This window comes from Cystobacter fuscus (assembly GCF_002305875.1).
In the GTDB taxonomy this organism is placed as follows: Bacteria; Myxococcota; Myxococcia; order Myxococcales; family Myxococcaceae; genus Cystobacter; species Cystobacter fuscus_A.
In genome coordinates this window covers 9,480,929-9,504,819 of sequence record NZ_CP022098.1, presented here as the reverse complement: position 1 = coordinate 9,504,819, position 23,891 = coordinate 9,480,929, and the positions used below count along the sequence as shown (strand labels likewise).

17 protein-coding genes (1 of these 17 cut by a window edge) are annotated in these 23,891 nt (G+C 69.9%); 11 read left to right on the top strand and 6 right to left on the bottom strand.

The annotated features are described in order from the left end of the window. Nucleotides 1–43 precede the first annotated feature (43 nt). Nucleotides 44–1,312, bottom strand: coding sequence for a GAF domain-containing sensor histidine kinase (locus CYFUS_RS38395; protein ID WP_095989719.1), 1,269 nt, complete (start codon nucleotides 1,310–1,312; stop codon nucleotides 44–46). A gap of 147 nt (nucleotides 1,313–1,459) precedes the next feature. Here CYFUS_RS38395 and CYFUS_RS38390 point away from each other — a divergent pair, with 147 nt between their 5' ends. The 3 genes from CYFUS_RS38390 to CYFUS_RS38380 all read left to right on the top strand — a co-directional run bounded on the left by CYFUS_RS38390 (nucleotide 1,460) and on the right by CYFUS_RS38380 (nucleotide 4,021). Next, nucleotides 1,460–2,209, top strand: a complete 750-nt coding sequence (locus CYFUS_RS38390; protein ID WP_232537052.1) for a hypothetical protein — start codon at nucleotides 1,460–1,462, stop codon at nucleotides 2,207–2,209. 330 nt (nucleotides 2,210–2,539) lie between these two features. Further along, the gene (gene infC / locus CYFUS_RS38385) at nucleotides 2,540–3,217 is read left to right on the top strand and encodes a translation initiation factor IF-3 (RefSeq protein WP_095992484.1); all 678 of its coding nucleotides are present in this window, start codon (nucleotides 2,540–2,542) and stop codon (nucleotides 3,215–3,217) included. Between the two features lie 150 nt (nucleotides 3,218–3,367). Then, nucleotides 3,368–4,021: an HAD family hydrolase gene (locus tag CYFUS_RS38380; RefSeq protein ID WP_095989718.1), complete on the top strand. Its 654-nt coding sequence runs from the start codon at nucleotides 3,368–3,370 to the stop codon at nucleotides 4,019–4,021. Between the two features lie 118 nt (nucleotides 4,022–4,139). On the opposite strand, the gene CYFUS_RS38375 is transcribed toward CYFUS_RS38380, so the two are convergent. The 3 genes from CYFUS_RS38375 to CYFUS_RS38365 form a co-directional block, all read right to left on the bottom strand. Further along, on the bottom strand, nucleotides 4,140–5,339 hold the full coding sequence (locus CYFUS_RS38375) for an FIST signal transduction protein (RefSeq protein WP_095989717.1): 1,200 nt from the start codon (nucleotides 5,337–5,339) through the stop codon (nucleotides 4,140–4,142). Continuing rightward, nucleotides 5,336–5,557 carry a hypothetical protein gene (locus CYFUS_RS38370; protein WP_095989716.1) on the bottom strand — a complete coding sequence of 74 codons (222 nt, stop codon included), beginning with the start codon at nucleotides 5,555–5,557 and terminating at the stop codon, nucleotides 5,336–5,338. The genes CYFUS_RS38375 and CYFUS_RS38370 overlap by 4 nt, the downstream gene beginning before the upstream one ends. Before the next feature lie 164 nt (nucleotides 5,558–5,721). Next, on the bottom strand, nucleotides 5,722–5,991 hold the full coding sequence (locus CYFUS_RS38365; protein WP_095989715.1) for a hypothetical protein: 270 nt from the start codon (nucleotides 5,989–5,991) through the stop codon (nucleotides 5,722–5,724). Nucleotides 5,992–6,121: 130 nt separating this feature from the next. Here CYFUS_RS38365 and CYFUS_RS52005 point away from each other — a divergent pair, with 130 nt between their 5' ends. Next, a complete protein-coding gene (locus CYFUS_RS52005; protein ID WP_198316287.1) occupies nucleotides 6,122–6,403 on the top strand; it encodes a hypothetical protein in 282 nt (93 codons plus the stop codon). Between the two features lie 284 nt (nucleotides 6,404–6,687). Here the strand turns inward: CYFUS_RS52005 and CYFUS_RS38355 are convergent, their stop codons facing one another. Next, entirely contained in the window at nucleotides 6,688–7,590 is a 903-nt protein-coding gene (locus CYFUS_RS38355; protein ID WP_095989714.1) for a LysR family transcriptional regulator, read from the bottom strand. 252 nt (nucleotides 7,591–7,842) lie between these two features. Here CYFUS_RS38355 and CYFUS_RS54135 point away from each other — a divergent pair, with 252 nt between their 5' ends. Beyond that, complete coding sequence (locus CYFUS_RS54135; RefSeq protein WP_095989713.1) at nucleotides 7,843–9,972, top strand: putative metal-binding motif-containing protein; 2,130 nt, start codon at nucleotides 7,843–7,845, stop codon at nucleotides 9,970–9,972. 145 nt (nucleotides 9,973–10,117) lie between these two features. Further along, nucleotides 10,118–11,995, top strand: coding sequence for a putative metal-binding motif-containing protein (locus CYFUS_RS38345; protein ID WP_095989712.1), 1,878 nt, complete (start codon nucleotides 10,118–10,120; stop codon nucleotides 11,993–11,995). Between the two features lie 82 nt (nucleotides 11,996–12,077). Here CYFUS_RS38345 and CYFUS_RS38340 read toward each other — a convergent pair whose 3' ends face one another. After that, nucleotides 12,078–13,508 carry an MDR family MFS transporter gene (locus CYFUS_RS38340; protein WP_095989711.1) on the bottom strand — a complete coding sequence of 477 codons (1,431 nt, stop codon included), beginning with the start codon at nucleotides 13,506–13,508 and terminating at the stop codon, nucleotides 12,078–12,080. Nucleotides 13,509–13,598: 90 nt separating this feature from the next. On the opposite strand from CYFUS_RS38340, the gene CYFUS_RS38335 reads away from it, so the two are divergent. The 5 genes from CYFUS_RS38335 to CYFUS_RS38315 form a co-directional block, all read left to right on the top strand. Beyond that, complete coding sequence (locus tag CYFUS_RS38335; protein WP_095989710.1) at nucleotides 13,599–14,507, top strand: hypothetical protein; 909 nt, start codon at nucleotides 13,599–13,601, stop codon at nucleotides 14,505–14,507. Further along, nucleotides 14,504–15,454, top strand: a complete 951-nt coding sequence (locus CYFUS_RS38330; RefSeq protein ID WP_095989709.1) for a hypothetical protein — start codon at nucleotides 14,504–14,506, stop codon at nucleotides 15,452–15,454. Before CYFUS_RS38335 ends, CYFUS_RS38330 begins: the two co-directional genes overlap by 4 nt. Before the next feature lie 87 nt (nucleotides 15,455–15,541). Then, nucleotides 15,542–16,672 carry a hypothetical protein gene (locus CYFUS_RS38325; protein WP_095989708.1) on the top strand — a complete coding sequence of 377 codons (1,131 nt, stop codon included), beginning with the start codon at nucleotides 15,542–15,544 and terminating at the stop codon, nucleotides 16,670–16,672. Between the two features lie 83 nt (nucleotides 16,673–16,755). Further along, nucleotides 16,756–22,098 (top strand): non-ribosomal peptide synthetase, encoded by a 5,343-nt coding sequence (locus CYFUS_RS38320; protein ID WP_095989707.1) that lies wholly within the window; start codon nucleotides 16,756–16,758, stop codon nucleotides 22,096–22,098. Then, on the top strand, nucleotides 22,091–23,891 hold the beginning of the coding sequence (locus tag CYFUS_RS38315; RefSeq protein ID WP_095989706.1) for a hybrid non-ribosomal peptide synthetase/type I polyketide synthase. 9,602 nt of this gene lie beyond the right edge of the window; the window shows 1,801 of its 11,403 coding nt (coding positions 1–1,801); it begins with the start codon at nucleotides 22,091–22,093; its stop codon lies off the right edge, out of view. Before CYFUS_RS38320 ends, CYFUS_RS38315 begins: the two co-directional genes overlap by 8 nt.

Here is a 23,891-nt window from a genome sequence, read left to right as displayed (position 1 = left end):
TCCGGACGCCCGGGAGCCCCATGGCCCTCGGGCGTCGTCTTTTTCAGGAGTCGGAGAACAGGGGCCCGTGGGGGCGCAGCGGCAGTCGGATGCAGAAGGCCGTGCCCTTGGGGTGGTTGTCCTCCACCCAGATCCATCCCCCATGGGCCTGCACCGCGCGGCGGCAGAAGGCGAGCGCGAGCCGGTTGCCGCCCTCGGAGCGTCCCGAGGTGGGGGTGTTCTCGTCGGGCAGGTGGGCCTCGAAGAGGTGAGCGCGCGCGGAGGGGGGGATGCCGGGGCCCTCGTCGCGCACCCGCAGCTCCAGCAGGCCGGGCTCGGGGTTGGTGGCCTCGAGCGTGATCCTGCTGCTGCCCAGCGCCGTGTACTGGAAGGAGTTGTCCAGCAGATTGGCGAGGGTGCGGCGCAGCAGCTCGCGGTCCGCGATGAGCAGCGGCTCCGCCAGCTTCACGCACTGGATGAAGCGGCGCGGGGAGCTCACCAGCCGTTGCTGGAAGTCCCGCGCCACCTCGGACAGCAACAGGTGGGCGTCGAAGGGGGCCGCGACGAGGGGGGTGGCGGACTCGTCGCCGCTCGTGTCCAGCAGGTTGGACACGGTGCGCTGAAGATTGTCCGCCGCGTCGCGGATGTCGCGCGTGCTGCGCTGCAGCTCCTCGGGTAGGTGCGGGCGGTAGAGCGTGAAGGTGGCGTTGGTGAGGATGGTGGACAGGGGCGCCTTGAAGTCGCGCATCACCCGTTGGAGCAGCCCGTCCTTCTGGCGCTGCAGGCTGGCCAGCGTGTCGCGCTGCGAGCGCAGCTCCTCCTCGCGCCGCTCCAGCTCGCGCACCCGCAGCCGCAGCTGCAACTGGGCCTCCACCTGACGGCCGATCGCCGCCAGCATCTCCGCCTGCTCCGCGGTGAGCTGGCGCGGCTGTTGGTCGATGACGCACAGGGTGCCGATGTTGTGCCCCTCCACGCTCTTGATGGGGACGCCCGCGTAGAAGCGCAGATGGAGCTCCCCGGTGACGAGCGGATTGTCATGGAAGCGCTCGTCCTCGCGCGCGTCCGGCACCACGAAGGGCCGCTCGTCCAGGATGGCATGGGCGCAGAAGGCGATGTCGCGCGGGGTCTCCTGGGCCTCCAGTCCGACGCGGGACTTGAACCATTGTCGGGAGCGGTCCACCAGGGACACGAGCGCGATGGGCATTCCGCACATCCGCGAGGCCAGTCGCGTGAGATCGTCGAAGCCGGCCTCCGGCAGGGTGTCGAGGATCTGGAGGGCATCCAGCGCCGCGAGGCGCGCCTCCTCCTGCGGGTGGGGCGGGGCAACCTTCATGGATCGTTCTCCGGAAGGAGAGACTCGCTCCAACGATGCCCGACCTCATGGAGGCTGCCCAGGGGGATCCGCCCGAGGCCCGCCTGTCTGGCGGGGTACCTTCCCAGGTATGTAGTAGAGTCTGGCGCTTCAAGGAGGACGCACCAGGTGTTCAACGGTCTTCGGTGGTTGGAATCGTTGCTCGAGCGCGCGGGGCTCGGAGGCGTGGTGGCGGAGGCGTACGGAGCGCTGCGCGGCCGCGCCCCGTGCAAGCCGTCCGGTGCGTCCCGTTCCTGGCCGGAGGACGTTCCCCGGGTGGCTCCGCGCCAGGAAGTGCCCGGGCCCGTGGCGCCGGCCGGGACGCCGCTCGCGCCACCGCCTGCCACGCAACGTCCGGAACCGCTGGCGGCGCGGCCGGTGGAGCGCCCGCGCGAGGTGTCCCCGGCCGCATCGCCGAGGGCTCCGCGCGCGAAGAAGGCCGCCGCGCCGAAGAAGAAGGCCACCGCCGTGCGCAAACCAGCCTCCGGGCGGAGCAAGAAGGCCGCGCGCGGGCAGGTGGCTGGCTCGGCGCGGGCACCAGCCGCCGAGCCGGAGGACACCGTGGGCGCGCTGGTGGACGCGCTCCGGGCTCATCCCAGGCAAGAGGAGCTGGTGGCCGCCGGGCGGCGGAAGGACCAGCTCCTGCGCTCGCTCATTCCGCTCTACCTCGCCCGCGCCCTGGAACTGGAGGTGACGTCGGGGATCACCTCGCGCTTCTGGGGTGAGCTCGGCGTGACGTACGCCGCCCCGAACGCGGCCAAGGCGCTGCGCCTGAACGCCGGCTTCACCCAGGACACCCCCAAGGGCAGGGCGCTCACGCCCAAGGGGGTCAAATACGTCGAGTCGGCGCTGACCCAGCTGCGCTCCTCTGGCGCCTGAGCCGCGCGTCGCGGGCCCGTCCCGCTTGCCTGCCAGACCCACGACTCGCGGGAGGGGTCGGAGCGACCCCTGTCCGGGGTGGATCCACCGAGTGTCACCCGGTGCAAGGAACTGCGCGCGGCGGGCACACGGTCCCAGCGTTATCCTGATATGAGCGTCCTCCACCGGGGAGCGTGTATCCGAGGGCGCTCCCTCCTGGCTGGCGAGCGGGCATCCGAACGCATTCCCGCTCGCGGGGGCCTCACATCGTTCCCCGGACCCTGTCGTCCTGTAGGGGCCTGTCCCATCTTCATGGGGACCGGCCTGAAACCCTTTTCGGAGGTAAGTCACATCATTCGCGACCAGAGAAGCAGCCGCGGCGGTAGCCGCGATCAGAGAACCAATCGCCGTATCCGCGCCCGGGAAGTCCGGGTGGTGGGCCCCGATGGCGGGCAGCTCGGCGTCATGCCGCTCGAGGCCGCCCTGGATCGGGCCCGCTCCGAGGGACTCGACCTGGTCGAGATCAGCCCCATGGCCGTTCCACCGGTCTGCAAGATCATGGACTACGGCAAGTTCAAGTACGAGGAGAAGAAGCGGGCCTCGGAAGCCAAGAAGAAGCAGGTCGTCGTCCACCTCAAGGAGATCAAGCTCCGCCCGAAGACGGAGGAGCATGACTACGAGTTCAAGGTCCGCAACGTGCGGCGCTTCCTCGAGGATGGAGACAAGGCGAAGGTGGTCATCCAGTTCCGGGGCCGGGAAATCACCCACAAGGAGCAGGGCACCACCATCCTTCAGGACGTGATCCAGGACCTGAAGGAAGTGGCGGTCGTCGAGCAGGCCCCCCGCATGGAAGGGCGCCTGATGTTCATGATCCTCGCGCCCAACCCCAAGGTGGCCCAGCGTGCTCGCGAGCTGGCGAGGCAGGCCGCGGCCAGCCCCAGCGCCAAGAAGCCGGCGAGCGAGACCAAGCCCGCCGCGTCCTCCGCTCCCACGGCGGACGAGCAGGACGCACAGAGCGCCGCTCCCTGAGGGACGAGTTCCTCCCCGGGTGTGGGCCGGAAGCCGCTGGATTCCCAGCCGCTTCCGGCGTCGCATCGGCTCGACGGCCCTTGGCGTGGACGCCCCCGGAGATGCGGGAAGCTGATCCGCCCGGGATCTCCCTCCGGTAAAAGGAGGGCCATGCTCACCATTTTCGACTGTGACGGCGTGTTGATCGACTCGGAAATCCTGGCGTCGGGGGTCTACGCCGAGATGATGCGCGAGCTGGGCCTCTCCCTCTCCCATGAGGAGGCCATCAACCGCTTCACCGGGCTGACCCACGCGCAACTCGAGATCCTCATCCACCGGGAGCTCGGGCGGCCCCTGCCCTCAGACTTCCGTCAGCGCGCGACGCTCGAGATCGATCGCAGGTTGGAGAGCGTGAAGCCCATCGCGGGTGTGCATGCGCTGCTCGATCGGCTCCAGGGCCCGCGCTGCGTCTGCTCGAACTCGAGCACCGCGCGGCTGAAGATCAGCATGGGCGCGACGGGCCTCTGGGAGCGCTTCCAACCCCACATCTTCTCGGCCCCCGAGCTGGGCCGCTCGAAGCCCGCGCCCGATGTCTTCCTGCACGCGGCCCGGGTGTTCGGTGTGCAGCCGCGCGACGCGCTCGTCATCGAGGACTCCTCGCACGGCATCGAGGGGGCCGTCGCGGCGGGCATGCGGGTGATCGGCTTCACGGGAGGCGGCCACTCCTGGCCCGGTCATGCACGGGCCCTGCTGGAGGCGGGAGCGGTGAAGGTGGTGTCCCGCCTCGAGGATGTGGGCACGGCCATCGAGGCGCTCGCGGCCTGAGCGGCTCCGCTCAGCTGTCCTTCTTGTCCTCGTCGATGATGTGGCAGCGCATGTCCTCGTCGAGCGCGTCCTCGATGAAGCCGCGCACCACGTCCGCGCGGGATTGCACGCCACCTGCTCAGGGCCGCTCGTCGCCGAAGAGCGCGAGGCTGAGCGACAGATCCTGATGCACGTTGCCGAGTCCCGGCACGTGACCCTGTTCGCCGAAGGTGCACAGGCCGAGCATGGGCACCCCGGGAAGCAGTCGCGTGAACGTGCGCAGGCCTTCGTCGATGCGGGGCCCCAGGGCACCCGCGCACCCGGCGCAGAAGATGAGCGAGGCCCCCTTCACCTCACGCGCCGTCAGTCCCGCCCGCGCCAGCGTCATGTCGATGAGGTGGGCCATCTCGTTCACCAACCCCTCGGGCGTGCCGGTCATCAAGCACACCTCGTCCCGGGGCTCGATGTTGGCGAAGATGTCCACCGTGCCCCGGTCCGCGTGGAGATGGGCCGGGTGCACCGTGATGTAGTGCTCCCCCTGGCCGAACTCCCGGCGCACGGCGATGGGCCGGAGCGCCGTCTGCGCGAGGATGTTGCCGCCCGAGCGCAGCTGCTCGTCGATGGCCCCCTCCATCCAACGCCCCAGGACCTGGGCAGCGGGCTGATCATCCAGCGTCAGCAGGGTCCGGCCCTCGGAGCCCGTGGCCCGCGCGCGCGTGCCCGTGGGGGCGTAGGGCACCGACAGCGCCGTGCCACACCGCAGCTCGCCGAAGAACCCCAGCAGCGACACGCCCGAGCGCACCGGCCCCTCGTGGGTGAAGACACTCCACTGTCCCGCGATGGCGTGATCCGCGGCGCTGCCTCCGGAGCAGGGCACGTCCGGACAGACACTCGCGATGCCCGTCAGCATCGCCTCCTCCTGCCCCGGCGAGGCATTGAAGAGAATCATCCTCGGTTGACGGCCTCCGGCCTGGCGCACCAGCGCGCGTGCCGCGGTCTCTCCCGCCCGGCGCCCCTCCTCCTCCTGCGACGATGCCACGAAGGCCATTCCCGGTGGGCCGCCGAACAACATCACCGCCAGCGCCCCATGGCCCTCGTTCTGGACGCCCTCCGGCGTGAGCACCCCGAGCGACGTGGTCACCCCGTGCAGCGCGACTCCGGGCAACAGCTCCCGGAAGGTGGCATGGACGTCCGCCGCCTCGTGGTCCACCGTCGCGGTGAGGTAGGCCGCCTGGATGGGTGCGCCGCCCAGTCCCGCCCGTGCCCGCTCCACCGCGCCGCGCATTGCCTGCTTCGTGTCCTGGTCATGACCCACTCCCACTCCAATCGTCACCGTCATTTGTCGTTCTCCAGCAGGGTTTGAAGTTCTCGCAGCTCCTCGGGCGACAAGACCCGGACCAGCGCCTGCTCCAGTCGCCTCAACGCGTCCGGAGGGTCCGGCTCATCCGGTGGAATCGCGCGCACGTTCACCCCGCTCATCATGATGAGGCGCGCGACGCCGAAGCCGAGCTTGCGCTTCTCGACATAGGCGGTGATGCGGCTGATGCGATTGGCCATGGAGACCCCGTGTCCTGGAGCTAGCCAGGAGTCAGCATCCCACCAGGGATGGGCGAGGCGTCATGGTTTTCTCCCCAGGCGCTCACCGTCGGGCGGGAACGCTCAGTAGGTGATGGGGAGGATTGAATGAATCTGTATTTTTCAATACCCGCAGTAGGGGAGGGTTACTCCTCGGGTGTCTGCTTTCGCGAGAGAGGCCTCGAGGGCGGAGCGGGACGGCAGGCGAGCGCCTCGCCCTCGTGGGCCTCGCACATCCCCACGAGTGCGCGGGTCTGGTGGCTGAACTCGCAGGCCGCTCCAGGGCTCTTGGTGGCGCAGGCCTGCACCGCTTCGAGAGCCGGGCCGGGCCGGCTGGCGGGCAGTGCGTGAACCGACGCGGAAAGCAGGGCCGTCACCACGGTCAGCGTTGCCTGGATGCGGGATGATGGGCGCACGGGCTCCTCCGGGGAGTGAGGATGCGACGTGCGCCAGTTTGCGCGCCGAATGTTTCGGTTTCATTTCGGCCGCGCTGGGGTGCCGTTTTTCGCGGCGGGTGACGCGTCAGCGGTACACGGGCGAGGCCTCATGCGTGCGGTTTCCGCGCTCGCGCTCCCGGCGTTCACGCTCGGCACGCTCCCGGGCTTCCCGTTCCCGGCGCTCACGCTCGGCGCGCTCCCGGGCTTCCCGTTCCCGGCGTTCACGCTCCTCACGTTCGCGACGCTCGCGCTCGGCACGCTCGCGACGCTCCCGCTCCTCACGCTCGCGACGCTCACGCGCCTCCCGCTCGCGGCGCTCCCTCTCCTCTCGTTCGCGGCGTTCCCGCTCCTCTCGTTCGCGGCGCTCCCGCTCGGCGCGTTCGCGGGATGACTCGCGCTCCGGGCCACTCCGGCCGTGCACGGTGCCGGGATTGCCGTTGGGCGGGCCGTCGTTCCGCGACGAGGCCAGGGCCGGGGTGCTCGAATACAGAGCGAAGGCAACGGACATCCACGTGAACATGCGCTTCATGGCGGTGCTCCTTCATTCCAATGCTTCGGTGCGCGGAGCTCTTCTCGAACTTCTCGAGGGGGCTGCTCGCGTCCCGTTGTGCATGAATGGACCGCTGGAGGTGGCCGCGTATTTACCGCTCCGGGACGGAGTTTGATTTCGAAGTATTACTTCGCCGGGAAGGACTCCTTGAGCATGTCGATCAACGCGCGCAGCGCCGCGGGCATCTGCCGGCCACTCGGATGGTGCAGGTAGAAGCCCGGGAAGGGCGGGGACCACTCCTCCAACATCGGCACCAGCCGGCCCTCGTCGATGAACGGCCGCATGAAGCTCTCGGACCAGAAGGCGATGCCGAGGCCCTCCATCGCGGCCTCGATGGCGAGCCTCCGATCATTGAGGATGAGCGGACCCTTCACCGCCACCTCGAACCATTTGCCCTCCCGGGCGAACTCCCACGGGTAGAGGGCCAGGCTGCCAGACTGGCGCCAGTTGATGCAGGTGTGGTTCAGCAGCTCCTCGGGCGTGCGGGGCGTCCCATGGCGCGCGAGATAGCCGGGCGAGGCCACCGCGAGCTGGCGCAGCGGCCCCCCGAGCTTCACCGCCACCATGTCCTGCTCGAGCCGCTCGCCCAGACGCAGCCCCGCGTCGAAGCCCGCCGCGACGATGTCCACCACCGCGTCATCCACCGTGATGTCGAGCGCCACGTCCGGGTACTTCTCGTGGAAGCGGACGAACAGGGGCTGGAGGAAGTGCACGGTGGCCGAGCGGGGGGCCGTCAGGCGGAGGGTGCCCGTGGGGCGCTCGCGAAAGGCGTTGATGCCCTCGAGCGCCGCGTCCAGCCCCTCGAAGACGGGCACGAGCCGCTCGAGCAGACGCGCTCCCGCCTCCGTCAGGGCGACGCTGCGCGTGGTGCGGTGGAGCAGCCGCACCCCGAGTCGCTCCTCCAGGTGACGCATCGTCTGGCTGAGCGCCGAGGGCGACACGCCCAGCTCCGCGGCGGCCCGCGCGAAGTGCCCATGCCGGGCAATGGCGGCGAAGGCCTGGAGATCCGCGAACTCACCGCCACGCATGCATCCCTCCGTAGGATCAATGCCAGCACCCCAGCGCGCAGAACCGTGGGTGGGTCGAAGTGGCTCTCCACGTGACGTGCCCCCTGGTGCGAGTTCATGCCAGATGCGTCCGGGTGAAAACGCGGAGCTACACCAGGGTCCTCGCGGCGCGCAATATCCGCTTCGCCGTGTGTAGGACATTCGTTGCCGCGCTCGGGTCCGCGGGCTCATCTTCCCCCGACGAGGAGCGTGGGGGCCCGGTAATCTCGCGGCATGCGTCGACTCTGGATATTGGGACTGCTCTTGACGTCCGTTGCGTGCCGCGAGAAGGCTCCTCCCGAGGGGGCCGTGCGGGTCACGGTGAATTATGGCTCCTACCGGCCCGAGTGTCTGCGCGTGGTGGCCAAGGACGCCCAGGGGCAGGAGGGCCGGACGGAAATCCTCCAGGACAATTTCAAGGATCCGGATGGGAGGAAGATCCTCGTCGGGGTGTTCCGCAAGGCCGAGTGGAGTCGGGAGCTGACGCTGGAGGTGTCCTCCTTCGATAACTCCGAGGGAGAGGCGTGCTCCGGCAACGTGGTGGAGCAGCACTCCTCGCCGCCCATCCCGGTGCCCCCGGGGGACTTCGCCACCTACGAGGCGACGCTGCGGGCGAAGGACGATGACGGGGACTCCTTCGCCGCGCGCGAAGAGGGAGTGATGGGGCTGGACTGCGACGACAAGAGCGCCGAGGTGCACCCCGGGGCCGCCGAGCGGTGCAGCGTCGCGGTGGACTACGACTGCAACGGCTTCAAGGGCTGCCAGGACTCCAGGTGCCAGCAGTCGGCGTGTGATGATGACAATCCTTGCACCACGGGCGACCGGTGTGAGGGCTCGGGAGTGTCGGCGCAGTGCAAGGGCCAGGCGGTGCAGTGCGAGACGCCCGCCGGGGCCTGCGTCCTGGGGGCCGCTTGCTCCCAGGAGACAGGACAGTGCGTCGTCACTCGCAAGCAGTGCGCCGCACCAACGAATACCTGTCTCGAGGCGGGTGTGTGCAATGACACCACCGGCAATTGCGACTATGCCCCCAAGCAGGCCTCCATGAGCTGTGATGACAACCAGGCCTGCACCACGGGAGATGTGTGCAATGGATCAGGGGTCTGTCAGGGCACCCAGACCCCGTGCACGCCCTCCAGCATCTGTTTCCGCGTGAAGTCGGGCTGTACGGCGCTCGGCAATTGCATCGAGGAGCCGGATCCCGCCAAGGTGAGTACCACGTGCACGCTCGAGGGGGGCACGAATGGGGTGTGCCGTGCCACCGACGGCAAGTGCAGCCGCTTCCCCTACATTCCGAGCAACTTCGATCCGGATACCGTCCCCTCTGCGAGCATCATTCCCCTGAACATCACGTGTGATGTGACCTTCAACTCGGAGGACTTGAGCTGGAATCCCGCGACCTGCGTCAGCAATCCGCCCACTCCCATCGAGTTGTCTCAAGGCTCCGGCATGGTGCTGCTCGCCTTGTCGAACTTGAATTTGAACGCGAGTCTTCGGCTCGAGGGCACTCGCCCCGTCATCCTGGCGGTCTACGGAGATGCCACGCTGAACAACCACATCCTCGCCAATGGCAGGGGCACGGTGCCCGGCGCGGGCGGCAGCTTGGAGCAGGCCTGCACGGTACGGCGTGGCCGGGGGGGCGTGTTCAGTGGCTCGGTGGGAGGAGGTGGCGGAGGCGCTGGAGGGGGAACCGCCGGTGCCGCGGGAGGCAATGGGACGGCTGCTGGCTCGGATCGTGGCGAGGGCGGGAGCGCGGGGGGGAATGTCTTCGTGCCTCTCGAGGGCGGTTGTTCGGGAGGGTCTGGAGGAGGTGACGTCGAGGCGGGCAAGGGGGGCGCCGGAGGGGGCGCGGTGCAGATTTCGGTGGCGGGCACCCTCACGGTCAACCAACGGGTCTCCGCCAGTGGAGGTGGCGGGCGCGGCGGGCAGGGCACCGCCGATGGTAAGGTCGGAGGAGCAGGAGGAGGAGGCAGTGGAGGTCAGGTGTTGCTCGAGGCCCACCAACTCAATATCGGCAACTCGAGTCGGCTGACGGCGAATGGAGGAGCGGGGGGCGAGGGCGGTGGTTTTCTCTCCGGCGGCACCAGGAGCAATGGCAGAGCGGGAGGGGATGGTCTCGTGGATTCGGCGAACCAGGCTGCTGGTGGACGTGATGATTCAACCTCGGGTGGAGATGGAGGAGCCGGGGGCTCTCGCAACGGACCTCCTGGTGCTGGCGACGCGGGCCTGTCGGTCGCCGGCTCCAGTGGCGGAGGCGGAGGAGGCGGCGGTGCCGCGGGCCACATCCGGCTGAGGTCCGTGAAGTCCTGCTCCATCAGCAACGCCAACTCCATCAGCCCGGCGACCGACACGCAGTGCCCGCTGTAGTTTGTCTCCGCGCGTGTGCCCTCGTCACTCGTTGTCCATTTCGTGAGGCGAGCCACTCCGAGAGGGGTGGCTCGCCTCGCCGTGTTTCCTTCTCCGGACCCATCTCTCCCTGACGACGTGCGCCCAGGCCCGGTAATCTCGCGGCATGCGTCGACTCTGGATATTGGGACTGCTCCTGGCCTCCGTTGCGTGCAGCGAGAAGGGACCCCCCGAGGGGGCCGTACGGGTCACGGTGAAGTACGGCTCCTACCGGCCGGCGTGTCTGCGCGTGGTGGCCAGGGACTCCCAGGGGCATATGGAGCAGACGGACATCCTCCAGAACCAGTTCAAGGCTCCGGAGGCGAGGCAGGTCCTGGTCGCGGTGTTCCGTAAAGCCGAGTGGGAACGGCAACTGTCGCTGGAGGTGTCCTCCTTCGATGGCTCCACGGACGCGGGGTGTTCTGGCACCTTGATCGAGACGTACTCCACCTCCGAGCCCATCCAGGTCCCCCTGGGTGACATCCTCCCCTTCGAGGCGACGCTGCGGGCGAAGGACGATGACGGCGACTCCTTCATCGCGCGGGAAGAGGGCGTGGCGGGGACGGACTGCGATGACGGGGACAACACGGTGTATCCGGGCGCCGCCGAGCGGTGCAGTGCCTCCGTGGACTCCGACTGCAATGGTTTGTCCGGCTGCCAGGACTCCAGGTGCCAGCAAGCTTCGTGCGACGATGGCAATGCCTGCACCACGCAGGATGTGTGTACCGGAGCGAGTGTTTGTCAGGGTGCCCCGACTCCGTGCACGCCCTCCAGCAACTGTGTCCGAGTGACTGGAGGCTGTACGGCGCTCGGCAATTGCACCGAGGAGCCGGACCCCAGCAAGGTGAGCGCCACGTGCACGCTGGTGGGAGGCACCGGGAATGGGGTGTGCCGTGCCACCGACGGCAAGTGCAGCCGCTTCCCCTACGTTCCGAGCAACTTCGATCCGGATTCCATTCCCGCGGCGAGCATCATTCCCCTGAACATCACGTGTGATGTCACCTTCGACTCGACGACGCTGAGCTGGACTCCCGCGACCTGCGTCAGCAATCCCCCCACACCCATCCAACTGCCTGAAGGCTCGGGCATGGTGCTGTTCGCCTTGTCGAACTTGAACTTGAACGCGAATCTTCGGCTCGAGGGCACTCGCCCCGTCATCCTGGCGGTCTACGGAGACGCCACGCTGAACTACAACGTTCTCGCCAATGGCAGGGGCACGACGCCCGGCGCGGGCGGCCGTACACAGCAGACCTGCCCGGAGCAGCGTGGCAGGGGCGGCGTGTCCAGTAACTCGGTGGGTTCAGGTGGCGGAGGCGCTGGAGGGAAGACCAACGGTGCCGCGGGAGGCAATGGGACGGATGCTGGTGCGACGCGTGGCGATGGCGGGAGCGCGGGGGGTAATGTCTTCGTTCCCCTGGCTGGAGGTTGTCCGGGTGGTGGCGGCGGCGAGGACAGCGTGGGCGGCGCGGGCGGCGCGGGCGGGGGCGCGGTGCAGATTTCCGTGGCGGGCACCCTCACGGTCACCAAACAGGTCTCCGCCAGCGGAGGTGGTGGGCGAGGAGGGCGGAACACCGCCGACGGTGCGGTGGGTGGCGGAGGGGGCGGAGGCAGTGGGGGGCAGGTGCTGCTCGAGGCCCATCAGTTGAATCTGAACGCTTCTTCCCAACTGACGGCGAATGGCGGAGGGGGTGGTGAGGGCAGTGGCTACCGTTCCAGCAACAACCGGTCCGAGGGCAACAATGCTGACGACGGTTCCACGACGTCCGGCGGCCAGGCCAATGGTGGAAGCAACGGCTCCAATGGGGGCGGGGATGGAGGCAAAGGTGGCGCCCAGGCGTCGCCTGGTCCTGGCGGCAATGCCACTCCGGTGGCGACTGGTGACAAGGCAACTGGGGGTGGTGGCGGAGGCGCCGCGGGCCACATCCGGTTGAGGTCCGTGAAGCGCTGCTCCCTCAGCAGCTCCATCGTCATCAGTCCGCCGACCGACACGCAGTGCCCGCTGTAGCCAAGCTCTCTCGGGGTGCCGCCCGTGGGCCACCGTGCCCACGGGCCGCCCGCGTCACCTCGCGCGGCGTCCACGGAGGCCGTCATGTGCGGGAGAGTCGGGGCACCATCAGGCTGAGCGGCAGCGCGGCCAGCACCACGATCGTGGCCACCAGGTGCACGTCGTTGATGCTCGCCACGAACGCGAGCGCTTCCATGCGCTGGGGCTCCTCCATGACTCCCCGCTCCACCAGTTTCGCTCCCTCGATCCGGCCGAACGTGGACAGCAGCGAGGTGAAGATGGCGATCGAGAACGAGCCGAACACGTTGCGCAGCCAGTTGCTCAGCGAGGACGCATGGCCACTGAGCACGGGAGGAATCTGCTCCATTCCCGCGTTGCTCGCCGGCATGGTGGACAGCGAGATGCCCACGTTGCGCACCAGCATCCACAGCAACACGTAGGTGCGTGAGGTCTCCGGCTCCAGGTGGCTCAAGGCATAGGTGCCCACGCCGATCATCGAGATGCCCGTCACCATGAGCACGCGCGGCCCGAGCACGCCATACAGGCGTCCGACGAGCGGCATCAGCAGCGCCATGGCCAGGGACGCGGGCAGGAGGATCAACCCCGTGTCGAGCGGCGTCCTCCCTTGAATCCGTTGCAGGAACACCGGCAGCAGGAACACGCCCGCGTACAGGCTGATCGTGATGATGCTGGAGACGATCAGCGTCAGCAGGTAGCGCCGATTGGTGAGCACCCGCAGGTTGAGCAGGGGCGCCTCCACCTTCAACTCCCGGGCGATGAAGACGAGCAGCGACACGCCCCCCAGCACGAACAGGCCCAGGGTCTTCGGGTTGCCCCAGCCCCACGTCCCGCTCCGGCTGAAGGCCATCAACAGCGCCAGACTGCTGATGACGACCGTGAGCAGCCCGGGCAGGTCGAAGGGGCCGGGCTCGCGCAGCCGGTACCAGGCCACCTCCCGCTGCGTCAGCACGAGCGCCAGCAGGCACAGCGGCACGTTGAAGAAGAACAACCACCTCCAACTGCTCAGGGTGATCAACGCTCCGGCCAGCGTCGGACCGAAGGCGGGCGCGAGCATGGCCGACAGGCTCCAGAGGCTGATCGCCAGTGCCTGCTTCTCCCGGGGAAGTACCTGGTAGATGAGCGTCATCGTCACGGGCATGACGAGCCCGCTGAACGCCCCCTGCAGGCACCGGAACGCCACGAGCGACATCGCGTCCCACGCCCACCCGCACAGGAGCGACGCCACCAGGAAGCCCCCCATCGCCGCCAGGTACAGCCACTTGAAGCTGAACCTGTCCCCCAGATAGCCGGTGAGCGGCGCCACCGTGCCCATGGCCAGCATGAATCCCGTCAGCGTCCACTGCATCAGGGCGAGCTCGGCACCGAAGTGCCGCTGCATCTCGGGAATGGCGATCGTGATCGAGCTGGAACTCAGCACCGTGATGAACGAGCCGAGGAAGAGCGCGAACATGAACGGCCAGAACCTCACCTCGCGAGGTGCTTCCGCGTTCATGGTGGGCCCTCCTTTCGGCGCGCTTCCATCCCATGTTCGCACTGGCTCGTCCACGACTTCGCTATCCTCGCCCCGGAGAGGACCTCTGGAATGAACCTGCGCTGTCAGTCATGCGGAGCGGAGCTGGTGGTGGCCGCCGAGTCGTTCACCACGGTGTGCCCCTATTGCGTGGCTCCTTCCGTGGTGGAGCGCCCGGCGAGCGTGGATCGGCCCGTCCCAGCCTTCGCGTTGGGTTTCGCATTGACCCGGGAAGTCGCCGCCGAGCGGGTGAAGCACTGGCTGCGCACTCGCCACCCCTGGGCGCATGGTGGGCTCAAGCGCGCCTCGCTCCAGGACGTCCGGGGAGTGTACGCGCCCGCGTGGCTCTACAGCGCCCGCGCCGAGTCGCGCTACAGCGCCTCCATCGGCGAGAACTACCAGGAGACCGAGACGTACACGACCACGGAGAACGGCAAGACCGTGACGAAGACACGCACGGTGACGAAGACCGAGTGGCGCTCGCTCCAGGGCGAACACTCCGAGTACGTGCTGGACGTCCTGGTGACGGCCTCCCGTGGGTTGCCCAACGCGGAGCTGGAAGCGCTGGAGCCCTTCGATCTGCGGGCCCTGGCGCGCTACGAGCCGGCGCTCGTGGCGGGCTGGGTGGCCGAGGAACCCTCCCTGTCACGCGAGGACTCCCTGCGCCAGGCGCGCGAGGAGGCGCGTGAGCGGATCGGCCGCCGGCTGTCTGCCTTCATGCCGGGCGACTCACACCGCGAGCTGCGGCACGACACGCGGCTGGAGGAGGAGTCCCTGGACGTGTGCCTCGTGCCCGTCTGGGTGCTCGCGGCGCGCTACGCCCCCGACGCGCCCCCGGTGCGCGTGGTCGTCAACGGGCAGTCCGGCGAGGTGTTCGGCCAGGTGCCCGTGTCATGGGCCAAGGTGCTGCTCACCGTGCTCGCCGTGCTGGCGCTGGTGCTGCTCCTGGCGTGGTGGTTCTCGCGAGGAGGTGGACGATGACGGCGTGCGCGAGGTGTGGCGGTGCGCTGGAGGTGGGCGATCTGCGCTGCCCCTTGTGTGGACTGGCGGTGCCCGCGGCCCGGATGCCGGTGGCCGACACGGCGCTCGTGCGGGCGAAGGTGGTGCGGTGCGACACGTGTGGGGCCTCGCTCGAGTACTCGGCGGAGGTGAAGGCCCCACGGTGCGCCTTCTGCGCGTCCGTGATGCACGTGGAGATGACGACGGACCCCCTGGAGCAGGCCGATGCCTTCCTGCCCTTCACCGTGGACGTGGCGGCGGCCCGCGAGGCGCTCGGACACTTCCTGGCTCAGAAGCGCTTCTTCCGGCCCGGGGACCTGGCGCGGCTCGCGGCGGTGCAGTCCCTGCAACCCCTGTGGTGGCCCGCATGGGGCTTCAGCGCGGGCGCCCGGGTGAGCTGGGCCGCGGACTCGAACGCGGAGAGCCGCCGCTCGGACTGGGCGCCCCACGCGGGCCAGGTGGAGCTGTCCTTCCAGGACATCCTCGTGTCCGCGTCCCGGGGTCTCACGGAGCAGGAATGCGCCCGGCTCTCCGGAGCCTACTCCCTGGCGCGGCTGGAGGACTCGTCCCGCGGCCCCGAGGAGGCCCAGGTGGAGCGCTTCGACGTGACGCGCTCGGGGGCAAGGCGGCAGATCCTCGCGGCGGTGGAGGCCGAGGCGCGCGAGCGGATCCAACGCGAGCACATCCCCGGCCGTCGCTTCCGCAACGTGCACGTGGCGGTGGTGCTCTCCCACCTGGAGACGCGGCGCTACGCGCTTCCCGCCTACGTGCTCGCCTATCGCTACCGCCACAAGGTGTACCGGGTGGTGGTGCATGGGCAGGATTCGGCGGTGGTGCTCGGCGAGGCCCCGGTGTCGGTGCTCAAGGTGGTGCTGGTGGTGCTGGGGGTGTTGCTCGTGCTCGGGCTGCTCTTCCTGTTGTCGCGCTGAGCCGCGAGCCCGGTGCGGCTGATGTGGGATGGCCTGGTGGCATGGGTGTGATTGCCTCGCACGACACCGGCCCTGTAGCGTCTGGCCATGCCCCCCTCCCTGGTCGGACTGCGTGCCGCGCTCAAGCCGTCTTCCTCTCCGCCCGACGTGGCGCAACTCCGAGGGCTCTACTCGGGTCTTCCCGACCGGGAGCTGCGGCAGTTGAGCCTGGAGGAGATGTTCGCCCTCGGGGAAGCCACCGCGGACCGCATGGGCTTCTCGGATGCCACCTTCATCACCCTGGGGCAGCGCTACGAGAAGCTCACCGGGTGGATGCCGGGCCGCGTCGTCTTCGAGCTGCTGCAAGCCCGCAAGTTCATCCAGACCCACGTCGTCATCACCAACGACATCCTCCCCAACCTGGGCCCGTGGCCCGTGCTGAGCGGGGACGCGGGCATCACCCAATACCTCCAGGCCTATCAGCAGCGCATCCAGTACGCCGAACAAGCCACGCACGCGCATCTTCCCCGCGGTGTTCCCAGTTTCGAGCGCGACATCCTCGCGACGTTCCGCAAGCTCGCGAGCAGGTTCAATGGCAGCCTGCTGCTCAGTGCGCTCTACCGGTCGCTCCGGCACAAGAACAAGTGGCTGCTCATCTTCCCCAAGGTGTCCTCGCAGGCGCTCCCGGATACCTCCGATGGTCGATCCTTCTGCGAAACGAAGCTCACGGGCTCGCCCCAGGTGACCCCCGCGGACGAGGACGCGGCCGAGTGCACCCTCCACATGGCGGCCAGCCGCGACTCCACCGTGACGCCCGGCGCCGGCTCCCACTGCATGCTCCATGTGGATCCGTACTACATGCGCGAGGATCGCCAGACGATGACCGCGAAGTCCCAGCCGCGCTTCGACGCGAAGAGCAAGGGCTTCACCTCGCGCCCCATCACCAATCCCTTCTACATCGCCTTCGGCCATGAGCTGATCCACGTCCTCCACATCAGCTACGGGCTGGCCACCGCGTCGGTGAGGGGCGAGCCGCCCCTGTCCCTCAGGAGCTTCGATGACCTCGAGGAGGAGCGCACCATCATGGGCACCGGCTACTACCGGGTGCTCGCCAAATTCGACCGGGAGTTCTTCTTCGGCTTGCACGAGAACATGCTGCGCATGGACTGGGTCGACGAGGATCCGCAAATGCAAATGCGCCTGGGTCACGACGGCTCCGAGATTCGTCCCTGGGAATGAGAAAAAAGGTCTCATTCCCTGAATCCATTCCGTGGCGTCGACACGACTTGCTTCTGCCTCCCTGATCCTGTTCAAGGGAGTGAATGCGTCTACCGTCGCGCGACGCCCCCGCGTTCGCCACCGCTGTGTCCGAAGTGCCCTCCTGGGTGGATGTGCTCCGGGAGCGGGCTCGCGCTCAACCCGACGCGCGTGTCTTCACCTTCCTCGACGAGGAGGGTGAAATCCCTATCACCTATGGTGAATTGGACGAGGGCGCTCGCGCCGTCGCCGCGATGCTCCAGCGCCACCTCGCCCCGGGAGACCGCGCGCTGCTCTTGTATCCGCCGGGCCGGGAGTACGTGCTGGGGTTTCTCGGCTGTCTCTACGCGGGCGTCATCGCCGTCCCCGCCTATCCGCCAGACCCCACCCGCCTGGGGCGCACCCTGCCTCGGCTCCAGGCGCTCGTGGCCGATTGCCGGCCCGCCGCCGCCCTCACCACCTCGCCCCTGCTGGACATGGTGGAATTCCTCACCAGCGAGGCTCCGGATCTGCGCTCGCTGCGCTGGCTCGCCACGGATGCCCTCGCCCCCGGCACCTCCGACGTCTGGTCCTCCCCCCGGCTGTCCCCCTCGGACCTCGCCTTCCTGCAATACACCTCCGGCTCCACCGGCACGCCCAAGGGCGTGATGCTCAGCCACGCCCACCTGCTGCACAACTCGGGGCTCATCTCGCTCGGGTTCGATGCGCCCCCCCAGCCCGTGGGCATCATCTGGCTGCCGCCCTACCACGACATGGGGCTCATCGGCGGCATCCTCCAGCCCCTCTACCGCGACATCCCCACCGTCCTGATGTCGCCGCTCTTCTTCCTCCAGCGCCCCCTGCGCTGGTTGGAGGCCGTCTCCCGCCACGGTGGCACCGTCAGCGGCGGCCCCAACTTCGCCTATGAGTTGTGCGTGCGGAAGAGCACTCCCGAGGAGCGCGCCGCGCTGGACCTGAGCCGCTGGTCGGTCGCCTTCTGCGGCGCCGAGCCCATCCGCCAGGAGACGCTCGATCGGTTCGCCGAGGCGTTCGCCCCCGCGGGCTTCCGGCGCGAGGCCTTCTATCCCTGCTACGGGCTCGCCGAGGGCACGTTGATCGTCAGCGGTGGACGGCGCGCCGAGCCCCCCGTGGTCCGCCACTTCGAGCGCGATGCCCTGTTGCGCGGGGAGGCCCGGGTGTCCTCCTCCGAGGGCGTGGCGATGATCGGCTGCGGCCAGTCCCTGGGCGACCAGGAGGTGCGCATCGTCGATCCCCAGACGCTCGTGCCCTGTGCTCCGGGCCGCGTTGGAGAGATCTGGGTCCGCGGCCCCAGCGTGGCCCAGGGCTATTGGGAGCGGCCCGAGGAGACCGAGCGCACCTTCCACGCCCGGCTCGCGGGCTCGGGCGAGGGGCCCTATCTGCGCACTGGAGACCTGGGTGTCCTCGACGGGGGTGAGCTGTTCGTCACCGGCCGCCAGAAGGATCTCCTCATCATCCGGGGCCGCAATCACTATCCCCAGGACCTCGAGCTCACCATCGAGCGGTGTGATCCAGGTCTGCGCCCCGGCTGCGGCGCGGCCTTCTCCGTGACCGTGGACGGTGAGGAGCGCGTCGTGGCCGCCCATGAGTTCTCCCACCGCTCCGGCGATGCGGCGGAGCGCTCCCGCGAGGTCATCGCCCGCATCCGTCAGGCCGTGGCCGAACAGCATGAGCTCGCCGTCCATGCCGTGGTGCTCCTCACGCCGGGAAGTCTCCCGAAGACGTCGAGCGGCAAGGTCCAGCGCCACGCCAGCCGCGCCGCGTTCCTCGAGGGCTCCCTGGAAGTCATTGGCTCCTGGCGCGAGGACTCCTCGTCCCCCGGTGGGCAGGGGACACAGCCGGTGGAGGCGGAGGCTCCCGTTCCTTCTCCGGGCTCGACGCCCGAGTTCCTGTTGCCATGGCTTTCCGCGCGCTTGTCCCGGGCGCTCGGCCTCGCCCCGGGAGAGCTGTCGCTGGACGAGCCCCTCACCCGGTACGGGCTCGACTCGCTGCGCTCCCTGGAGGTGCAGAACGGTCTGGAGACCGCCCTGGGGGTCGCGCTTCCCGTCACCTTCCTGCTCCAGGGCCCGAGCACGCGGGAGCTGGCCGCGCGCCTCTCCGCGCGTTCCGCTCCCGCCGCCGAGGCTTCGGTCACCCCGGTGGACCCGGCCGCGCCCGCGCCCCTCTCCGATGGCCAGCGCGCCCTGTGGTTCCTCCAGCGCATGGCTCCCGACAGCACCGCGTATCACGTGGTGCGCGCGGTGCGGATTTCCTCACCCCTCGACGTCCCCGCGCTGGAGCGGGCCTTCCAGACGCTCGTGGCGCGGCATGCCTCGCTGCGCGCCGTGTTCCCCGAGGAGCAGGGCGCTCCCGTGCAGCGCTTCGTGGCGTGGCCGGGCTCCGTGCTCCACGTGGAGGACGCCTCCGGCTGGAGTGAGTCCGCGCTGGAGGCCCGGCTCGATGCCGAGGCGCGCCGGCCCTTCGACCTCGCCCAGGGTCCGTTGATGCGCGTCCTGCTGTTCTCCCGGGGCGCGGACTCACACGTGCTGCTGCTCGCGATACACCACCTCGTCACCGACTTCTGGTCGCTCGCGGTGATGGTGGAGGAACTGGGCGCGCTCTACTCGGCGGAGACGGGGGGCACTTCCGCCGTCTTGCCTCCGGGTGCACCCGAGCCCGTCGCGGCGATCCAGGCTCTCTCGGCGCGGCTCGCGGGCCCGAGGGGCGAGGCTCTGCGTGCTTTCTGGGGCTCCCGTCTTGGCGGAGAGCTGCCCGCCCTGGCGCTTCCCCTGGATCACCCCCGGCCCCGGCTCCAGTCCTTCCGGGGTGACTCGCTCCCGTTCCACGTGGGCCCGGAGACCACCGCGCGCGTGAAGGCACTCGCGCGGGAGCATGGCGCCACTTCGTACATGGTGCTGCTCGCGGCCTTCTTCGCCTTCCTGCGCCGCTACACCGGCCAGGAGGACCTCCTCGTGGGCTCGCCCACCGCCGGCCGCGCCCGCCCGGAACTGGCCCGGCTCGTGGGCTATCTCGTCAACCCCGTGGCCCTGCGCGCCTCGCTCCCGCCGGGGCTCTCCTTCGCCCAGCTCATCTCCCAGGTTCGCACCACCGTGCTGGAGGCGCTCGAGCACCAGGAGTGGCCCTTCGCCCGGCTCGTCGAGCAGCTCCAGCCCTCGCGTGAGCCGGGGCGCTCGCCCCTCTTCCAGGCCATGTTCGTCCTCCAGCGCGGCCACCTTCCCGGAGACCCGGGGCCGCTCTCCGCCTTCGCACTCGGCGAGGCCGGCGCGCGCATGCGTCTGGGTCCCCTGACCCTCGAGTCCCTGCCGGTCTCGACTCGCGGCGCGGCGTTCGACCTCACCCTGATGATGGCCGAGACGGGCGAGGGGCTGGGCGGCTCGTGGGAGTACTGCTCGGACCTCTTCGAGCCCTCCACGGCCGCGCGCATGGCCCGGCACTTCGTGTCGCTGCTCGCGAGTCTGGTGGAGTCCCCCGAGCGCCCGGTGGAAGCAGCGGAGTTGCTGGACGCGGAGGAGCGCGCCCGGGTGCTGGGCTCCTGGAGCGAAGGTCCCCGCGTGGACGTGGCCGAGGGCAACCTCGCGGGATTGTTGATGGAGCGGGCGCGGCGCTCCCCCGGCCAGGAGGCGCTGGTGTGCGGCGCCGAGCGGCTGGACTACCGCGAGCTGGAGGCTCGGGCCCGGAGGCTCGGTCACCGGCTGCGGCGCGAGGGCGTGGGCCCCGAGGTGCGCGTGGGCGTGCTGCTGGAGCGGGGCGTGGACGTGGGCGTGGCCTTCTGGGGCGTGCAGCTCGCGGGTGGCGTGTACGTGCCGCTGGATGCGGTGCAGCCCCGCGAGCGGCTGGAGTGGATGGTGGAGGACTCGCGGCCCCTCGTGGTGGTGACGCGCGCGGGCCTGGGCGAGCGCTGCCGGGTCCCCCCGAGCGTTCGCGTGCTGCGGCTGGACGAGCCCGGAGACGACGCGGCGGGCCCGCTGGAGAGCGCGGCCGGTGCCGAGCACGCCGCGTATGTCATCTACACCTCGGGCAGCACCGGCAGGCCCAAGGGCGTCGAGCTGACGCACCGGGGGGCGCTCCACCTGGCCCACACCCAGTGGCGCGTCTTCGGGCTCGCCGAGGGCAGCCGCGTGCTCCAGTTCGCGCCGCTCGGCTTCGATGCGTCCATCTCCGAGTTCCTGATGGCGGTGGCCGCGGGCGCGGCGCTGATCTTCCCCGCCGCGGGCGAGCTGCTCGTGGGCGAGGGGCTCAAGCGCACGCTGGTGGAGGGGAGGGTGGACACGGCCACGCTGCCTCCCTCCGTGCTCGCGCTGCTGCCCCTCGAGGGATTGGAGACGCTGCGCACCGTCATCTCCGCGGGCGAGGCGTGCCCGGTGGAGCTGGTGGCGCGGTGGGCTCCGGGCCGGCGCTTCCTCAATGCCTACGGGCCCACCGAGGTGACGGTGTGCGCCTCGTGGGCCGAGTGCCGCGCGGACGAGGCGCGTCCTCCTCCCATCGGCGGGCCGCTGGGCAACACCCAGGTGTACGTGCTGGACGCGGCCCTGTGGCCCGTGCCCCCTGGCGTGGCCGGTGAGCTGTACGTGGGCGGCCCGGGCGTGGCTCGCGGCTATCTCGGCCGGCCGGAGCTGACCGCCGAGCGCTTCGTTCCCCATCCCTTCGCCCGCGAGCCCGGCGCGCGCCTGTACCGCACCGGCGACGTGGTGCGCTGGCGGGTGGATGGCGCGCTGGAGTACCTCGGCCGCGCGGATGCCCAGGTGAAGCTGCGCGGCATGCGCGTGGAGCCCGGTGAAATCGAGGCCGCGCTCCTGGAGGTGCTCGGGGCCCGGCAGGCGCTCGTGCGTCCCTGGAAGGGCGCGGACGGGGAGACCCGGCTCGTGGCGTACCTCGTCCCCGGCGCCTCCCCGCTCCCCGAGGGCCGCGAGGTGCGTGAGCGGCTTCGCTCGCGTCTGCCCGAGCACATGCTCCCCGCCGCCTTCGTCCCCCTGGAGGCCCTGCCGCTCACGCCCCATGGCAAGGTGGATACGCGTGCCCTCCCGCCTCCCCAGCCTCCGGGCCGCTCCGCCTCCTTCGTCGCGCCGCGCACTCCGCTCGAGGTGTCCATTGCACGCGCGTGGAGCCAGGCGCTCGGTCATGAGGGCGTGGGCCTGTACGAGCACTTCTTCGATGACCTCGGCGGCAGCTCGCTCACCGTGGTCCGTGCCCGTGCCCTGCTGCGCGAGGAGCTGAAGCAGGACGTGCCCATCACCCACTTCTTCGAGCACCCCACCGTCCACGCGCTCGCCCGGCGCCTGGGCCCTTCATCTCCACCCCCGTCCGACTCCACCCCCCACCAGGATCGCGCCGAGGCCCGCCGTCAGGCCCTCCAGCGCCGCAACCCGAGAGGTAACCGAGGCAATGGCTGATCAGCAGTCGATGGATGAGGGGAGCGGCAACGACATCGCGATCATCGGCATGGCGGGGCGCTTCCCCGGTGCCTCGGACGTGCACGCCTTCTGGAGCAACCTGCGCCAGGGCGTCGAGTCCATCTCCCGCTTCCGCGAGGACGAGCTGGAATCATCGCCGCTCGTCCCGGACGCGTTGCGCTCGCACCCGGACTTCGTGCGCGCCGGCGGTGTGCTCGAGGGCGCCGACCTCTTCGACGCCGGTTTCTTCGACATCGCCCCGCGCGAGGCGATGTGGATGGATCCCCAGCAGCGCGTCTTCCTGGAGTGCGCCTGGGCCGCGCTCGAGGACGCCGCGTACGAGCCCGGCCGCTTCCCGGGGAAGATCGCCCTCTACGCCGGCGTGGGCCAGTCCAACCACGTGCTGTCCCTGCTCGGACAGGTGCGCAAGGAGCCCGCCGCCCTCTTCGAGGCGCTCGGCACCACCACCGCCGAGAACGCCACCACCAAGGTCTCCTTCAAGCTCAAGCTGCGCGGCGAGAGCATGGCGCTCTACACCGCCTGCTCCACCGGCCTCGTCTCCGTCCACATGGCCTGCCAGAGCCTGCTGATGCGGCAGTCCGACATCGCCCTGGCCGGCGCCGTGCGCATCTCCCTTCCCCAGCGCACCGGCTACCTCTTCCAGGAGGGGATGATCTTCTCCCCCGACGGGCACTGCCGCGCCTTCGACGCGCGCGCCCAGGGCACCATCAGCGGCAACGGCGTGGGCGTCGTCGTCCTCAAGCCGCTCGCGGACGCGCTGCGCGATGGGGACCACGTCTACGCCGTCATCAAGGGCTCGGCCATCAACAACGATGGTCACCTCAAGGTCGGCTACACCGCCCCCAGCGTCGAGGGCCAGTCCGACGTCATCTCCGAGGCGCTCGCCTATGCCGGCGCCAGCGCGGGGGACATCGACTACGTGGAGGCCCACGGCACCGGCACGCCGCTCGGGGATCCGATAGAGATCGCCGCGCTCACCCGCGCCTTCCGCCGCGACACGGACGCCCAGCGCTTCTGCGCGCTCGGCTCGGTGAAGACGAACATCGGGCACCTGGACACCGCCGCGGGCATCGCCGGCCTGCTCAAGGCCACGCTCGCGCTCCACCACGAGGAGCTCCCGCCCAGCCTCCACTTCGAGCGCCCCAACCCCGCCATCGACTTCGCGGCGAGCCCCTTCTTCGTCCTCACCGGCCGCCAGGACTGGAAGCGCGGCGAGCGGCCCCGACTCGCGGGCGTCAGCTCCTTCGGCATCGGCGGCACCAACGCGCACACCATCCTCGGCGAGGCCCCACTCGTGGCCCGGCAGCCGAGCACCCGCTCCCGGCAGCTCGTCACGCTCTCGGCCCGCACTCCCTCCGCCCTGGAGGCGATGACGCGTGAGCTGGCCGCCCACCTGGACGCCCACCCCGGCGTGGACGTCGCGGACCTGGCCTTCACCCGCGCCGTGGGTCGCAAGGGCTTCGAGCACCGGCGCGCCCTCGTCGTGGAGGACGTGGCCTCGCTCGCCGCCCGGTTGAAGTCGCCCCCCACGGCCCGGAGCCTTTCCCACCTGGAGGCCGCCCGCGAGCAACGCGTGGTCTTCTTGTTCCCCGGCCAGGGCGCGCAGTCCGTGGGCATGGCGCGCGAGCTGTACGTCTCCGAGCCCGTCTTCCGGGAGCACGCCGACGCGTGCCTCGAGCCGCTGGCGTCCCTGTTGGGCCGGGACTTGCGCTCGCTCTTGTACCCGGCGCCCGGACAGGAATCCCCGGCGCGTGAGGCCCTCGCGGATCCCC

Bases quoted from the DNA above. Each gene is read 5' to 3' on its own strand.
- CYFUS_RS38395 (WP_095989719.1), bottom strand. From the start codon at position 1,312: ATGAAGGTTGCCCCGCCCCACCCGCAGGAGGAGGCGCGCCTCGCGGCG.
- CYFUS_RS38380 (WP_095989718.1), top strand. From the start codon at position 3,368: ATGCTCACCATTTTCGACTGTGACGGCGTGTTGATCGACTCGGAAATC.
- CYFUS_RS38375 (WP_095989717.1), bottom strand. From the start codon at position 5,339: ATGACGGTGACGATTGGAGTGGGAGTGGGTCATGACCAGGACACGAAG.
- CYFUS_RS38370 (WP_095989716.1), bottom strand. From the start codon at position 5,557: ATGGCCAATCGCATCAGCCGCATCACCGCCTATGTCGAGAAGCGCAAG.
- CYFUS_RS52005 (WP_198316287.1), top strand. From the start codon at position 6,122: ATGCGTGCGGTTTCCGCGCTCGCGCTCCCGGCGTTCACGCTCGGCACG.
- CYFUS_RS38355 (WP_095989714.1), bottom strand. From the start codon at position 7,590: ATGCGTGGCGGTGAGTTCGCGGATCTCCAGGCCTTCGCCGCCATTGCC.
- CYFUS_RS54135 (WP_095989713.1), top strand. From the start codon at position 7,843: ATGCGTCGACTCTGGATATTGGGACTGCTCTTGACGTCCGTTGCGTGC.
- CYFUS_RS38345 (WP_095989712.1), top strand. From the start codon at position 10,118: ATGCGTCGACTCTGGATATTGGGACTGCTCCTGGCCTCCGTTGCGTGC.
- CYFUS_RS38340 (WP_095989711.1), bottom strand. From the start codon at position 13,508: ATGAACGCGGAAGCACCTCGCGAGGTGAGGTTCTGGCCGTTCATGTTC.
- CYFUS_RS38335 (WP_095989710.1), top strand. From the start codon at position 13,599: ATGAACCTGCGCTGTCAGTCATGCGGAGCGGAGCTGGTGGTGGCCGCC.
- CYFUS_RS38330 (WP_095989709.1), top strand. From the start codon at position 14,504: ATGACGGCGTGCGCGAGGTGTGGCGGTGCGCTGGAGGTGGGCGATCTG.
- CYFUS_RS38325 (WP_095989708.1), top strand. From the start codon at position 15,542: ATGCCCCCCTCCCTGGTCGGACTGCGTGCCGCGCTCAAGCCGTCTTCC.
- CYFUS_RS38320 (WP_095989707.1), top strand. From the start codon at position 16,756: ATGCGTCTACCGTCGCGCGACGCCCCCGCGTTCGCCACCGCTGTGTCC.